The organism is Eudoraea chungangensis (assembly GCF_029360665.1).
In the GTDB taxonomy this organism is placed as follows: Bacteria; Bacteroidota; Bacteroidia; order Flavobacteriales; family Flavobacteriaceae; genus Eudoraea; species Eudoraea chungangensis.
In genome coordinates this window covers 434,479-449,833 of sequence record NZ_JARDUB010000001.1, presented here as the reverse complement: position 1 = coordinate 449,833, position 15,355 = coordinate 434,479, and the positions used below count along the sequence as shown (strand labels likewise).

Here is a 15,355-nt window from a genome sequence, read left to right as displayed (position 1 = left end):
TTAAAGGGCTTTCCCCTCTTTATCTTTAAAACGATATTCGAGATATTGATAGGCATCTCTTGGTTGAATCTTAATCCACTTTTTATGCTCCATAAACCATTTAGAACGTTGGGATGGAAATCCTTTAGTTAAATACGCAGCGATAAATGGATGGGTATTTAAAACAATCCCTTTATCTTTTGAGGCCTTTTTCAGGATTCTCTCAAGATCTACGTTTATTTTCTCTAATAGAACTATAGGAGCTTCAACTTCTTTGTCGTTTCCACTTGGGTTAGTTTCGGTGGTTTTAATATTCATTTCCGGTCTAACCCTCTGTCTTGTAATTTGTATAAGTCCAAACTTACTCGGAGGTAATATTTTGTGTTTGGCTCTATCGTCTTTCATCTCATCTCTTAGATGATCAAAAAGTTTTCTCCTGTGATCTGCTTTTACCATATCGATAAAATCAACTACGATAATTCCTCCCATATCCCGTAACCTTAGTTGCCGTGCTATTTCTGAAGCGGCAAGTAAGTTAACTTCGAGTGCAGTGTCTTCTTGATTTTTAGCTTTATTAGAACGATTACCACTGTTTACATCTATTACATGTAATGCTTCGGTGTGTTCAATAACGAGATAGGCTCCTTTACTCATGGATGCCGTTCTTCCAAACGACGTTTTTATTTGCCTATCTATACCAAATTTTTCAAAAATAGGGACATTAGAGTTATACAACTTAACAATAGATTCTTTCGAGGGTGCAATTTCTTGCACATAGTCTTTAATCTGTTCATAAAGCGTTTCGTCGTCTACGAATATGCCTGTAAAAGAGTCGTTAAAGACATCTCTTAATATGGATGACGCTCTGTTTAGCTCCACCAAGACTTTCGATGGGGCCTGCGCTTTATACAATTTCTTACACATTGCTGTCCATTTGTTCAGCAAGTTTTGAAGATCTTTGTCTAATTCCGCTACTTTTTTGCCTTCTGCAACTGTCCTAATTATAACCCCAAACCCTTTGGGTTTAATACTTTTTACTAACCTTTTCAGTCGGTCTTTTTCTTCGTTACTCCCAATTTTTTGGGAAACAGACACTCTCTCTGAAAATGGAACCATTACCAAATAGCGACCTGCCAATGATAATTCGGAACTAATTCGGGGACCTTTAGTAGAAATGGGCTCTTTAACAATTTGCACTAAAAGAGATTGATTTGCTTTGATAACATTATTTATGCTGCCATTTTTATCAATGTCTTTCTCTGATGGAAAATTTTTCAGGGAATAATCTCTTAGTTTCCCAGTACTCACAAGTTTTATAAACTTCAACATGGTTGATAGTTGAGGTCCAAGGTCATGATAATGCAGAAATGCATCTTTTTCATATCCTACATTCACAAAAGCAGCATTTAAGCCAGTGACAGGTTTTCTAACCTTGGCGTACAATATATCACCGACGTTAAAATTGTTGTCTCCTTCCTCTTTGTGAAGTTCTATGAGTTTTCCATCATTTAATAAGGCAAAATCAACGGCATCAGAATTGGATCTTACGATTAATTCTTTATTCACCTGATTGAATTTATATCCATCTATTCCTTAGATGGATTGATTAAACAATAGTCTTTACAGGTTGTATAAACCCGTTGAAATTCTTATAATGAATTTCTATGTCAATGAACGTTTAAAATGAAAAAGTAGTTCTAGAACTACTTTTTCTTATGGCGGTTAGCTCTCCTTCTTTTCTTTCTTTTGTGGGTAGCTACCTTATGTCTTTTTCTTTTTTTACCACTCGGCATGAAATTCTACTTTTTGTTGATGTTATTATTTTACTTGAACGTTGCTCTTTACTCCTTCAACAAAAACCTTCGCAGGTTTAAATGCCGGAATGTTATGGGCAGGAATTTTAATGGTAGTATTTTTGGAAATATTCCTACCAGTTTTTTCTGCTCTTGTTTTAATTATAAAACTGCCAAAACCTCTTAGATAAACATTATCTCCATTTTCCAATGAGGTTTTTACTTCTTCCATAAAAGTCTCAACAGTTGCTTGTACATCTCCTTTTTCTATTCCCAGTTTTTCTGAGATTTTCGAAACAATATCCGCTTTCGTCATTTTACTATTTTAGTTTTCTGTAAGTTTTTCAAGCTTGCAAATATATAAATTAAATTGATTCTTTCCCTTTAATGGGCTAATTTTAAGTATATAAACTCTTACTTTTGGCACTTAGTATTTTTTAGATGTTGTTTTCAAAAAAAATTCTTCAGTGGTATTCTGAAAACAAGAGACCTCTACCATGGCGTAATACCAATGATCCATACCGAATATGGTTGTCTGAAATCATGTTACAACAGACAAAGGTTGCACAGGGAATTCCTTATTATGAAAAATTTGTCGAAAGCTTTCCTTCTATATATGATTTGGCAAACGCCGAGGAGCAGGAAGTGTTAAAGTTATGGCAAGGACTTGGTTATTATTCTAGAGCGAGAAACTTGCACTGGACAGCTCAATACATTGTAGATAATTTAGATGGGATGTTTCCGGAAGATTACGAGGGACTTATTAAGTTAAAAGGGATAGGAGATTATACGGCAAGTGCTATAGCTTCTATTAGCTTTAATAAGCCAGAACCTGTAGTAGATGGCAATGTCTACAGGGTGCTATCTCGATTTAGAGCGATTGATATGCCTATCAATGATTCTAAAGCCTTAGGTCTTTATAAAGGTTTGGCCAGGGAATTAATGAGTACAACGGATGTCAGAGACTACAACCAAGGAATAATGGAGTTCGGGGCCTTACATTGTGCGCCAAAAAAGCCCAAATGTGGTACTTGTCCTTTGCAAAACAGTTGTTTGGCCTACCAGACCAACAGAGTTTTGGATTACCCAAAAAAGATAAGAAAGAATAAAATCAGAACGCGTTATTTTAACTATTTGGTCGTTATGGATGATAATAGAAATATTCTCTTAAACAAAAGGACCAAAAAAGATATTTGGCAAAATTTATACGAATTTCCTCTTTTGGAGTCTGAGAAAGAATTGGAAAGTGCAGAAGTAAGTAAGAAATTAGTGGATATTTTAAAAGTGGAGGAAGCGGAGTTAGTTTACGAAAAAAAGAATAAGTCAATTATCCATAAATTATCCCATCAAAACCTAAACACTAAGTTTTGGGTAGTTCGTTCATCCGAACCCTTAAAGGATGGAATTTCTATGCAAGAAATAGAAACTTACCCAGTACCTGTTTTAATCGGAGATTATCTAAAAACGTTTAAAAATTTGTATTTTTGACCTAAGTAAGAAGTTATGAGCGGAACATTAAATAAAGTAATGCTAATAGGGCATTTAGGGGATGAGGTAAAACTTCATTATTTTGAAGGAGGAAACTGTATTGGCAGGTTTCCCTTAGCTACCAATGAAAGTTACACAAACAGACAGACCGGAGAGAAAGTAACCAATACGGATTGGCACAATATCGTCCTAAGAAATAAGGCGGCTGAAATTTGTGAAAAATATTTGAGCAAAGGAGATAAGATATATGTAGAAGGGAGGCTTAAAAACAGACAGTGGCAGGGAGAAGATGGAATAACGAAGTATACTACAGAAGTTCATGTTCAGGATTTCACATTTCTCTCTACCAAAAATGAATCTAATCAGTCTAGTTCTGCCTCTCCGTCTAAACCAACAACAAATCCTGTTGCCAATTCGGATAAACCCGCAGCTACTCAAAATACGGTAGCAGATAATTCGGAACAGGAAGATGATTTGCCATTTTGATTTAATTAAGTAAAGTTTGACCCTTGGACCCTGACCCCCTTAGTTTGTCTATTAGCTTAATGGCCACAGACGCCATTTTTATAGTTAAAGTCATACTGTTATTATTCTTACTTTTAGGTTCTGCTTTAATTTCTGGTGCGGAGGTGGCCTTTTTTGGTCTCTCAACAACTGAATTGAACGAATTAGAAGATTCAAAAATTTCCAAAGGGAAGCTAGTGGTTAGCTTACTGGATAGACCCAAAAAATTATTGGCTACTATATTAATTGCTAATAATGCTATAAATATTGGGATTGTATTACTTTTTAATTCTATCGGGGATGTTATTTTTTCCAATATAAATTATTTAATTTTTGGTTTTGTATCCCTTCGTTTCTTAATAGAGGTCTTGTTAGCCACATTTCTTATCTTAATGTTTGGAGAGATTTTGCCAAAAATTTATGCCAACAGGAATAGATTACAATTTTCTCTTTTAATGGCTTATCCTCTGAAATTCCTAGATTTTATTTTTACGCCTTTGAGCGGACCAATGCGTTCTGTCACTATTTTTTTATACAATAAACTAGGAAAACAAAGATCTAATTTAAGTGTGGATCATTTATCCCAGGCATTAGAGTTGACCTCTGAAGGGGATACAACCAAAGAAGAGCAAAAAATATTAAAAGGTATTGTGTCCTTTGGAAATACAGACACCAAACAGGTAATGCGTCCGAGAATAGATATTTTTGCATTAAGTGAAGAAATGAAGTTTGGAGAAGTTCTTGCTGAGATCAAAAAAAATGGCTATTCAAGAATACCGGTATTCTCAGAAAACATGGACAATGTATTAGGAGTACTCTATGTTAAAGATCTTCTTCCATATATAGAAAGGAAGGTTTTCAATTGGCTTAGTTTAATTAGAGAACCTTACTTTGTGCCGGAGAATAAGAAGTTAGATGATTTATTGTTAGAATTTCAAGATAAGAAAAACCATCTGGCCATTGTGGTAGATGAGTATGGCGGTACCTCGGGCATCGTTACCTTAGAAGATGTGATAGAAGAAATTGTTGGTGATATAAGCGATGAGTTTGATGACGAGGACCTCGTTTTTTCAAAATTAGACGATTATACCTATGTTTTCGAAGGAAAAACTACACTTAAAGAATTCTACAGGGTTTCTAAAATTGAAGATGAGGAAGATTTTGAACAACAGAAAGGAGAATCCGAAACTATAGCCGGTTTTGTCTTGGAAATTGCGGGTAGCTTTCCGAAAAGAGGAGAGGTAGTCTCATTTAATGGCTACCAGTTTATCGTGGAAAGCCTAGACAAAAAAAGATTAAAACAAATAAAAGTTACTTTGCCACATGAAAATTCGTAATTCTCTATTTTTTCTCTTTGGCCTTATTCTTTTTATTTCATGTGCTGAAGAATCTTTGCCAAAGCCAAAGGCCATGCTCAGATTAGAATATCCTTCAGCAGTTCAGGATGATTACAATTCCCAAATGTATAGTTTTCGGTACAATGCCTTGTCCAAACCCACTGAAGCTGAAAATCTTAGTCTTACCCTAGACTACCCAATGTTAAAAGGAACAATATTTATCACCTATAAAGAAGTGAGAGATAATTTGACGGAACTTCTCAGTGATGCACAAAAACTCTCTTATGAACATGTCGTAAAAGCTGATAATATAACGGAGCAACCTTTCATTAATAAGGAGAACAAGGTTTATGGAATGTACTATGAGGTTGAAGGTGATGCTGCGTCACAGGCTCAGTTCTATCTTACGGATAGTATTTCTCACTTTGTGACGGGTTCTGTTTATTTCCAAGTAAAACCAAATTACGATTCCATTTATCCAGCAGCAGTGTATCTACAGAAAGATATCCGGACTATTATGGAAACCCTGCGCTGGAACCAAGAAGAAGCAACTAAATAACATTATTCTACCTTTGAAGCAAAAAAAAGAATTGTTACTGTGCCATAATAGAATAAAGCCCTTTATTCATAGAACCCCAATACTTAGTTCTAAAATATTAAACGAATTAATTGGTGCCGATCTTTATTTTAAATGTGAAAACTTTCAAAAGATGGGCGCTTATAAAATCAGGGGTGCAACAAATGCCATTATGTTGCTTTCTGATGCGGAGCGCAAGAAAGGAGTAGTTACACATTCATCAGGTAATTTTGCACAAGCCTTATCACTGGCGGGCAAAAGCCACGGGGTGCAAGCCCATATAGTGATGCCATCAAATGCTCCTTTAGTAAAACGAGAGGCCGTTGCGTATTACGGAGGAAACATTGTTTTGTGTGAACCAACTATGGAAGCGAGAATCAGTACTGCTAAAAAGATAGTCGAGGACAAGGCTGCAGTTTTTATTCATCCCTCGAATGACTTAAATGTAATTACTGGCCAAGGTACCGCTGCCATGGAATTGCTAGAAGACCATCCGGATTTAAATGTTATGGTGGCACCGATTGGTGGGGGAGGACTAATCGCCGGCAGTGCTATGGCTATTCATCATTTTGCCTATTCATGTGATTTAATAGGAGGAGAACCTTTTGAGGTAGATGATGCTTATAGATCCTTTCATAGTGGAAAAATCGAATCTAACATAACCTCCAATACCATAGCGGATGGCTTAAAAACTGTTTTAGGGGATCAGACATTTCCAATTATTCAAAAATTCGTAAAGGACATAATCAGGGTTACCGAAAACGAAATCATTGAAGCGATGCATCTGGTATGGGAGCGACTAAAAATAGTAGTTGAGCCTTCCAGTGCCGTGGCTTTTGCAGCTGTTATAAAAGAAAAAGAATTCTTTAAAAATAAGAAGGTGGGAATTATAATTTCAGGAGGGAATGTTGATTTAAAAAAACTTCCTTTTTAATATTACTCAAGCAATTTTTTAGCCTTTTCAATGCTTTTTAGAATATCTTTTTTAACCTTCTTAATTTTCTTTTTTTCCTCTTTCAACCATTTTTTCTTTTCTGAGCTCAAGGATGCTCCATTAAGAATTTCGTCATAATTAAAGCGATCTCCAAACTCTTTCATCCAGTCCATCATTTCTTTGTGCGCATCCTGCAGGTCTTCCATTGCGTCTTTGTATTCTTTTCCATTGGCGGTTGAGTCTGCTTTTCTTTTTAAGGTAGCAACCAAAGTTGATAATTCAGACATTTTTGGCATCACCTCATCATGGATTGCCATGACTTCTTTCATTTGAAGATTCACCTCATTTTTTTTAACCTCATCTTTACAACTTAGGGTAGATATTAGTAAAAATGCTAATAAGGGTATTATAAAACGCATAGTATGTTTTTTATAGGATTGGTAAAATTAGTTAATTAAAAAATATATTCATTAAATAAGCGACTTTTGCACCAAGAAAATTTCTATGAGCGATGTACAAAGAAAGTGGTTCTATTTACTTTTACTTTCCCTTATTTGGGGAAGCTCTTACATACTTATTAAAAAAGGCCTCAATGGGTTTACACCTTTCCAGTTAGGTGCGGTCCGTGTGGTACTTAGTGCAGTAGTATTTTTTATAATTGGAGGTAAGACGCTGCGTAATATTGGTAGGAAAGAATGGAAGTGGGTTGCCATCTCTGGCTTAATAGGAAGTTTTATCCCCGTCTTTTTATTTGCTTTTGCCCAAACAGAAATTGATAGTAGTATAGCCTCCATTCTCAATTCTTTGGTTCCACTGTTTACTATTATCGTGGGTTTTCTTTTTTTCAACACCATCTTTTCTAAAAAGCAAATATTTGGGGTAATATTCGGACTTTTAGGAGCCTTACTATTAATCTTAATAGGAGGAGCAATAAATCCATCTCAGAATTATTGGTATGCCCTTTTGGTAGTTTTGGCCACCGTGGGCTATGCTTTTAATGCCAACATTATTAAGACAAAACTCAAAACACTCAGTCCTCTTACTATAGCCGTTGGGAACTTTTCCGTTATGTTTCTTCCCGCTGTAATTGTGTTAATTTTCTCTGGCTTTTTTCAGGTAGAGGTTATACAAGGAGATTTTTTTGTCAGTTCGTTGGGCTATGTATTGATTCTTGTTGCTCTCGGGACCTGTTTAGCCAAAGTGATGTTTAACAAGTTAATTCAAATCTCCTCAGCGGTTTTTTCAGTTTCAGTGACGTATTTGATACCCTTAGTTGGAATTTTTTGGGGGCTTTTGGACGGAGAGAAATTTGTATTTAAACAATTGCTGGCTGCTTTCTTAATTTTGTTAGGAGTTTACCTAATTAACAGGAATAGATTAAAATAAAGTCGACAACTGTAACAAACAGCAAAAGTATTTCTCTTTAGGAAAGAAGAAATAACCCATAATAGTATATGATATGAAAAAAATGAAAACACCACTAGTATTATTAGCTCTGCTCTTTGTAGGAGTCATACAAATATCAGCACAGTCGGCAACTATCTCTGTTGCTTCATTTAACAAAATAATAATTAGCCCTCATATAGAAGTAGTGCTTCAAGAAGGAGAAGAAGAAATGGTGATTATTGAAGATGCGGAAGTTCCAAGAGACAAAATAAATGTGGAAGTCGTAAATGGCACGTTGAAGGTCTATTTAGATGATGCTAAGACCTATACAAAGTCTAAAAAAATACATAATGAGGAATGGTCTGGAAAACATGATATATATTCTGGAACCATGGTAAGAGCCAGTATCACTTATAAGAATATACGAAAGTTATCCGTTAGAGGCGAAGAAACCATAAGAGGAGTTAGTCCAATAGAGCAACAGGAATTTGAGTTAACTATTTATGGCGAATCGAATGTTTTTTTCAATGAAATGTCTTTACAAAACCTGGATGTAAGTATTTACGGGGAGAGCTATTTGGAGATTGAATCCGGATCTGTAAGTCAACAAAAATATAAGGCTTATGGGGAAAGCGAAGTAAATACTCTACAGATGAAAAATTCCTTTACTAAAATTACCGCCTTTGGAGAAAGTGAGTTTAGGGTAAGGGTATCGGATAAATTAAAGGTGACTTCTTACGGAGAGGCAGATATTGAGTTCGAGGGAGACCCTGATGTAGATAAGGGCCTTGTTTTAGGAGAAGCAACCATCCGAAAAATAGGATAGAAAAGTATACCTCAGGAACAAAAAAACCCACCATTTGGCGGGTTTTTTTGTTCTCAGTTAAACGGTCTATTCAAAATCAGAATCTGTAACTCCTTCATTTAATTTAATCTCTTTAACGAGAAATTCAAAAGTTTGTGGGCCTGCATTTTGTAATAAAAGAAAAGGGAAAAGTATTCCCGAGACTTCCTTGTAGTCTTTATATTCTACTGTAGATTCAATAGTTTGACCTTGAGTCTGCACTACCGTTACATCTTTAACTTTTAGGCCACTTTCAGCGTCATAATATGAAACTTTTTCGTCAGAAACTTTTAGTTTATAGGCATTTTTGCCTTCAATCATTTCCATGCCTTCTAAACTTACCGTTTGATCCGTATAATTTAATTCTGGAAAAGTAGAGGACTCACTTTTTATTTTAGCGAGTTCTTCGGTACTTAGATCCTTACGTTGTCCTTGTGCTGTCATATAACCCTTATCCCCATTAACCACCTGCTTTTGCATAGAATTCCCCATCATTTTAATGTCCTGCATAAACTGATCCTTATTGGTCTTTTTAACATTTAGTTCTAGGGTCATACCCTGTGTTTGGGCCTCAGCATTTAGCAAATAAGAAGTAATATTTGCTACTTCTTCCCTGCCCCCCACAGCCTCTAAATAATGGTCTACCACAGATTTAATAGTTACTCCCTCAGGTAAAATTACATCATAGTTCGGTTTGGCAACAGGATTCCCGTATTTGTCATAGTAATTTACCGGCAAAGCCTTGCCGTTATAGGTAATCTTTTCAAGATTTTCCACGACTTCACTGCCTTTTCCAACAATTACTATTCGTGCGTTATTTACTTTAAAATACTTCTTAGCAGCCTTTTCTACGTCCTCAATGGTAATCGCATCTATGCGCTCCAAGTAAGTCTTATAAAAGTCTTTAGGCAGATTTTCTGTTTCAATATTTAGCGCATAACGGGCAATTGTGGAGGGTTTTTCCAAAGCCATCACAAAACTACCTATATATTCGGCCTTTACATTTTCTAATTCTTTTTCAGTTACAGGTTCCTTGACAATTCTATTGAACTCTTTTAAAAATTCTACAACGGCACTATCTGTTACCACATTACGCACACTAGCGGTGGCACCAAATCTACCCGGAGCATATTTGTCGTCACTAAGTTGAGAATAGGCGGCATAAGTATAGGCTTTGTCTTCTCTTAAATTTTGATGAAATCTTCCCGCCCCAGAAGCACCAAGAATTCTATTTGCCAATTTTGCGGATAAATAATCGGGATCTTTCATTTCCAAATCCACCAGATTCTGAACATAGATTTCTGACTGAACCGCATTCGGAACATCTACAAAATCAATCTGGGTATATTGCGTATTTCGCGGTCTGGAATAGCTTAAAGAAGGTGGGGATGCTTTAACCCAATCATTAAAATAGGTACTAACCAAGGCTTTTACATTGTCAAAATCAACATCTCCAATAATAACCAAGTATGCATTTTCAGGTACAAACAGGTCTGTATAATATTGTTTCGCATCTATGAAAGTTACATTGTTAATAGTTTCTTCTGTTATATATTCGCCGTAGGGGTGCACTTTCCCGTAGGCCAATACATTTTGAACTCTCGAAGCAATGGCAGATACGTCTTTTTCTTGTGCTTTTAAGTTTGTAATTAACTTTGCCTTCTCCTTGGAAAATTCATCTTCCGTGAAATTTGGATTAATCGCGGCATCTGCCATTAATTCTAATATCCGAGGGAAATATTTGGATAGTGTACTGGCATAGGCACCTCGTAGACTAAAGCTTATACTTGCCCCTAAATAGTCTACTTCCTCGTTAAATTCATCTTTGGGGATAGATAAAGAACCATTGCCCAAGAGGCTTCCGGCTAAACTCGTAACTCCGGCCTTATTTCCTTCTGCTATCGGAGGATTATCTATGGCAAGCTGCATGGAGACACGCGGTAGTTTATGATTTTCCACTACCATAACTCTAAGTCCGTTGTCTAAAACAAATTGTTGTGGCTCTTCTAAATTAATTTCCGGACTGGGTCCTGGAGCAGGCATAATACTCCTATTTACTTGTGCGCTTAGGGAAGTAAGTATAAATGTGCTTAAAATTATTGTATAAAATATTTTCATCTTAATTAGTTGTCTAATTTCTCTTTTGGTAAATATTCAAGAATTACTCTTTGATTAGATTTTAAATGCTTTTCTGCAACAGATTGAATTTCTTCTCTTGTTATGGATCTATAAATATCAATCTCCTTGTTTATAAGAGAAGTGTCGTGATACAAAAGATAATTTCGAGCCAAGGAGTTGGCAATACCGGCGATACTCGAGTTGGCATTTACAAAAGAGTTCTCGAATTTATTTTGAAGTTTTTGATAATCTTTTTCCGTAATAAGCTCTGTACGCATTTTATTCACTTCCTCTTCCATTTCAACAATTAATTGATCCACGGTTACTTCTCCAACAGGAATAGCAAAAACAAGGTACATGCCGTAATCTTCTTGTCCTACATTATATGCGCCCACTTGTAGGGCCTGTTTTTGATCATCCACCATTTTTTTGTATAATTTAGAGCTCTTCCCATCACTTAAATAGGTCGATATCATATCTAATACATAAGCATCTCTTTCTCTGAAACCTGGAATCCTATAGGCTATTCCCGCTAAGGGGACTTGAATATTTGCATCATAGACTGTTGCCCTTTCTTCCAGGCTAATGTCTGTTTCTTTGGGATAGTTTCTCACTATATCTTCTCCTTTAGGAATTGGACCAAAATAGTCTTTAATCAAATTTTTAGCCTCAGTAATATCTATATCTCCAGCCACCACTAAAACGGCATTATTTGGCACATAATATTTTTTATTGTAGGCTGTTACGTCTTCCAAAGTGGCAGCATCCAAATCCTTCATATAACCAATATTAGGATCTTTGTAGGGGTGTACTTTAAAAAGGCTTTTCCCAAGAGAAGGCCATAATTGACCATATGGCGAGTTGTCATATCGAAGTCTTTTTTCCTCTTTAACCACCTCTTGTTGTGTGTCAATCCCTATTTGATCTATGATAGGATGCAGCATTCTTTCAGACTCCATCCATAATCCCAATTGCAGATTATTAGAAGGGAATAGTTCATAATAATAAGTTCTGTCTTGACTAGTATTTGCATTTACCTGTCCGCCATGAGAGGAGACAATTTCAAACCATTTCCCTTTACCTATATTTTCTGTCCCTTCGAAAAGAAGGTGTTCAAAAAAGTGTGCAAACCCGGTTCTGCCTTCTGTTCGGTCTTTTCCACCAACATGATACATGACAGAAGTAATTACCACTGGGGCCGTATTGTCCTGATGAAGTATTACATGTAGGCCATTGTCTAGATCGTACTCTTCATACTCAACTTGTTGGGACCTAATAGATAAAACGGCTAATAGGAACAAAAGGAGTGATACTATTTTTCTCTTCATAAAAAAGGTTTTGAAATTAAATATCATTAAAGGTAATTGGTAATGGGGTCAAGATAATTTTTTTTGCTCTTTTGCTAGGAAAAAGTCTTATTCTTTAACAAGAATTTATACAATATTTAAGCATTATTTCTTATTTTATTAGAACACCAAAAAAACTTTTTTGTATGAAACCTCTTGCACTTCCCATACGTTTTGGTATTGCCACTAGCGGATGTCTTATCGCTTATTTCTTAATTTTATCACTTTTTAATTTACATACCAATATCTTCTTTAGTCTCTTTAATGGAATTATCACTGGTTTTGGTATTTACGAGGCTATTAAGTATTATCGCCTACAAGAAAAGTTTGCCTTTAATTATGGACTTGGATTTAAGGCCGGACTCATAACTGGTGGTGTTGCTACACTTATATTTACCTTTTTCTTTGCCTTATACGCCACAGAGCTGAATACAGACTTCTTAAACCAGTTGTCTTATACCTGGTCAAATGGCTCTAAAAGTTTCGAGGGAATTGTATTTTTTACAGTAGCCATAATGGGCTTTGCAACAACTCTGGTGCTCACCTTAACTTTTATGCAACTATTTAAGACTTCAAAACATTCCAATAAAAATTAGTTTGCATAAAAAAACACTTGTGTTTTCGCAATTTAGCAGTATATTTGCACCCGCCTAAGCCACCTCTAAAGTGTCTCGGGGTAAATAATCCAATAAAAAGGAATAAAATTAATTAACAGATACGCTATGTATGCAATTGTAGAAATAGCAGGGCAGCAATTTAAGGTTGCGAAAGACCAAAAAGTATATGTTCACCGTCTTCAAGAAGATGAAGGAAAAAAAGTATCTTTTCCTAATGTTCTTTTATTAGAAGATGGGGGTAATGTAACTATTGGCGCCCCAGCTATCGACGGAGCCGCTGTAGAGGCTAAAGTCGTTAAACATCTCAAGGGAGATAAAGTCATTGTTTTTAAGAAAAAAAGACGTAAAGGCTACAGAAAGAAAAATGGTCACAGACAGTATTTAACTGAATTGGTTATTGAAAATATTGTTGCCAAAGGAGCTAAAAAGAAAACAGAAAAGCCAGCCAAAAAAGAAGCTGCCAAAGTAAAAGAGACTCCTGCTGTAAAAGAAGCTCCTAAAGCTAAAGTAGAAGTAAAGAAAGAAGTAGCAAAGGCCTCTGTTGATTTAAGTAAAAAGACAGTAGCTGAATTAAAAGACCTAGCTAAAGAGAAAGGAATTACAGGAATTTCCTCAATGAAAAAAGCAGATCTTATAGAAGCACTTAACAAATAGTAGAATACTAACAATGAGAGTTTATCCTCATTAAAATATAATATCATGGCACATAAGAAAGGTGTAGGTAGTTCTAAAAACGGTAGAGAATCAGAATCGAAACGATTAGGAGTTAAGATTTTTGGTGGACAAGCGGCTATTGCTGGAAATATAATCGTTAGACAACGTGGTACTAAACACAACCCTGGAAATAATGTATACATAGGTAAAGATCATACATTACATGCCAAAGTTGATGGTTTAGTTAAGTTTCAAAAGAAAGCCGGTGGAAAGTCTTATGTTTCTATCGAGCCTTTTGAGGCATAGAGAACCGAAATACTTACAAGAATTAAAAAGCCCATTATGTTCTACATAATGGGCTTTTATTATTTTATTAATTAAGCGCTAGTATCGGTAATACTCCGGTTTATAGGGGCCGTTTACTTCAACACCAATATAAGAAGCCTGATCCTCTTTTAAGTCGGTTAACTCCGCTCCTAATCTAGATAAATGCAGCTTAGCCACTTTTTCATCTAAATGCTTAGGTAACATATATACTTTGTTTTCATAGTTAGCACTATTGTTCCATAGCTCTATTTGTGCTAGGGTCTGATTAGTAAAAGAATTACTCATCACAAAACTTGGGTGACCAGTGGCGCAGCCTAAATTAACCAGCCTTCCTTCCGCCAAGACAATGAGATCCTTGCCGTTTACAGTATACTTATCTACCTGAGGTTTAATTTCATCTTTCGAATTTCCGAAATTGTCATTTAACCACGCCATATCAATTTCATTGTCGAAGTGGCCAATATTGCAGACAATGGCCTTGTCTTTCATTGCTTTAAAGTGTTCAGCTCTAATAATATCCTTATTCCCTGTAGCTGTTATGATTATATCTGCCTTACCCACTACTGTTTCTAGTTTTTTTACCTCATAACCATCCATACACGCCTGTAGTGCACAAATTGGATCTATTTCAGTTACCGTAACAATGGCGCCGGCACCTCTAAAAGAAGCTGCGGTACCTTTGCCTACATCTCCATAGCCGGCAACAACTACTCTTTTTCCAGCTAACATGGTGTCTGTTGCTCTTCGAATCGCATCTACAGCACTTTCTTTGCAACCGTATTTGTTATCGAACTTTGACTTTGTCACGGAATCGTTAACGTTAATTGCAGGCATTGGAAGAACACCATTCTTAAAACGCTCGTAAAGTCTGTGTACCCCTGTAGTAGTTTCTTCAGATAAACCTTTTATTTCAGCGGTCAACTCAGAATAGTTGTCTAAAACCATATTGGTCAGATCCCCACCATCATCTAAAATCATATTCAGCGGTTCGCGCTCTTCTCCAAAAAATAGTGTCTGTTCAATACACCAATTAAACTCTTCTTCATTCATACCCTTCCAAGCATATACAGGGACTCCTGTTGCAGCAATTGCGGCAGCGGCATGATCTTGTGTTGAAAATATATTACAGGAACTCCAAGTAACCTGGGCTCCAAGGGCTGTAAGAGTCTCTATTAAAACGGCGGTTTGAATTGTCATATGAAGACAACCTGCTATCCGCGCTCCCTTTAAGGGCTGCTCTTCTTTATATTCTTCACGTAATGCCATCAATCCTGGCATTTCTGCTTCGGCAAGCTCTATTTCTTTTCTTCCCCAAGCCGCAAGTGTAATATCTTTAACTTTATAAGGAATGTATGCTATTGTATTGGTTCCCATAACTTTTTATTTTTACTTTCGCCTCAAGTATAACAAAGGCATCTTACAAAGTGCAAAGGTACATATAACTCTATAAA

16 protein-coding genes are annotated in these 15,355 nt (G+C 36.1%); 10 read left to right on the top strand and 6 right to left on the bottom strand.

Going from position 1 to position 15,355, the window contains the following annotated elements; genetic code table 11:
* A complete protein-coding gene (locus tag PXG98_RS02000; protein WP_276388727.1) occupies positions 1–1,545 on the bottom strand; it encodes a ribonuclease E/G in 1,545 nt (514 codons plus the stop codon).
* Between the two features lie 252 nt (positions 1,546–1,797).
* The gene (locus PXG98_RS01995; protein ID WP_276388726.1) at positions 1,798–2,088 is read right to left on the bottom strand and encodes an HU family DNA-binding protein; all 291 of its coding nucleotides are present in this window, start codon (positions 2,086–2,088) and stop codon (positions 1,798–1,800) included.
* A gap of 125 nt (positions 2,089–2,213) precedes the next feature.
* Between PXG98_RS01995 and mutY the strand changes: the two genes are divergently transcribed.
* From mutY to PXG98_RS01970, 5 genes are read left to right on the top strand one after another with little or no spacing between them, the layout of a single operon-like run.
* Entirely contained in the window at positions 2,214–3,260 is a 1,047-nt protein-coding gene (gene mutY / locus PXG98_RS01990; protein WP_276388725.1) for an A/G-specific adenine glycosylase, read from the top strand.
* A 15-nt stretch (positions 3,261–3,275) separates the two neighbouring features.
* On the top strand, positions 3,276–3,746 hold the full coding sequence (locus tag PXG98_RS01985; protein WP_276388724.1) for a single-stranded DNA-binding protein: 471 nt from the start codon (positions 3,276–3,278) through the stop codon (positions 3,744–3,746).
* Between the two features lie 23 nt (positions 3,747–3,769).
* On the top strand, positions 3,770–5,101 hold the full coding sequence (locus PXG98_RS01980; RefSeq protein ID WP_276388723.1) for a gliding motility-associated protein GldE: 1,332 nt from the start codon (positions 3,770–3,772) through the stop codon (positions 5,099–5,101).
* Positions 5,088–5,660: a gliding motility lipoprotein GldD gene (gene gldD / locus PXG98_RS01975; RefSeq protein WP_276388722.1), complete on the top strand. Its 573-nt coding sequence runs from the start codon at positions 5,088–5,090 to the stop codon at positions 5,658–5,660. Before PXG98_RS01980 ends, gldD begins: the two co-directional genes overlap by 14 nt.
* Positions 5,661–5,673: 13 nt before the next feature.
* Positions 5,674–6,612, top strand: coding sequence for a pyridoxal-phosphate dependent enzyme (locus tag PXG98_RS01970; RefSeq protein WP_277612676.1), 939 nt, complete (start codon positions 5,674–5,676; stop codon positions 6,610–6,612).
* 2 nt (positions 6,613–6,614) lie between these two features.
* Here PXG98_RS01970 and PXG98_RS01965 read toward each other — a convergent pair whose 3' ends face one another.
* Positions 6,615–7,031, bottom strand: a complete 417-nt coding sequence (locus PXG98_RS01965; protein ID WP_276388721.1) for a hypothetical protein — start codon at positions 7,029–7,031, stop codon at positions 6,615–6,617.
* Between the two features lie 85 nt (positions 7,032–7,116).
* On the opposite strand from PXG98_RS01965, the gene PXG98_RS01960 reads away from it, so the two are divergent.
* Both PXG98_RS01960 and PXG98_RS01955 read left to right on the top strand, forming a co-directional pair.
* Complete coding sequence (locus PXG98_RS01960; RefSeq protein ID WP_276388720.1) at positions 7,117–7,998, top strand: DMT family transporter; 882 nt, start codon at positions 7,117–7,119, stop codon at positions 7,996–7,998.
* Positions 7,999–8,071: 73 nt separating this feature from the next.
* On the top strand, positions 8,072–8,824 hold the full coding sequence (locus PXG98_RS01955) for a head GIN domain-containing protein (protein ID WP_276388719.1): 753 nt from the start codon (positions 8,072–8,074) through the stop codon (positions 8,822–8,824).
* A gap of 66 nt (positions 8,825–8,890) precedes the next feature.
* On the opposite strand, the gene PXG98_RS01950 is transcribed toward PXG98_RS01955, so the two are convergent.
* A complete protein-coding gene (locus PXG98_RS01950; RefSeq protein ID WP_276388718.1) occupies positions 8,891–10,960 on the bottom strand; it encodes a M16 family metallopeptidase in 2,070 nt (689 codons plus the stop codon).
* A 5-nt stretch (positions 10,961–10,965) separates the two neighbouring features.
* Positions 10,966–12,288, bottom strand: coding sequence for a M16 family metallopeptidase (locus PXG98_RS01945; protein WP_276388717.1), 1,323 nt, complete (start codon positions 12,286–12,288; stop codon positions 10,966–10,968).
* 164 nt (positions 12,289–12,452) lie between these two features.
* Here PXG98_RS01945 and PXG98_RS01940 point away from each other — a divergent pair, with 164 nt between their 5' ends.
* From PXG98_RS01940 to rpmA, 3 genes are all read left to right on the top strand, one after another.
* Complete coding sequence (locus PXG98_RS01940; RefSeq protein ID WP_276388716.1) at positions 12,453–12,902, top strand: DUF4199 domain-containing protein; 450 nt, start codon at positions 12,453–12,455, stop codon at positions 12,900–12,902.
* 126 nt (positions 12,903–13,028) lie between these two features.
* Positions 13,029–13,577: a 50S ribosomal protein L21 gene (gene rplU, locus PXG98_RS01935; protein WP_276388715.1), complete on the top strand. Its 549-nt coding sequence runs from the start codon at positions 13,029–13,031 to the stop codon at positions 13,575–13,577.
* Between the two features lie 45 nt (positions 13,578–13,622).
* Positions 13,623–13,883 (top strand): 50S ribosomal protein L27, encoded by a 261-nt coding sequence (gene rpmA / locus PXG98_RS01930; RefSeq protein WP_276388714.1) that lies wholly within the window; start codon positions 13,623–13,625, stop codon positions 13,881–13,883.
* Between the two features lie 78 nt (positions 13,884–13,961).
* On the opposite strand, the gene ahcY is transcribed toward rpmA, so the two are convergent.
* Positions 13,962–15,278, bottom strand: a complete 1,317-nt coding sequence (ahcY, locus tag PXG98_RS01925; protein ID WP_276388713.1) for an adenosylhomocysteinase — start codon at positions 15,276–15,278, stop codon at positions 13,962–13,964.
* Positions 15,279–15,355: the final 77 nt, after the last annotated feature.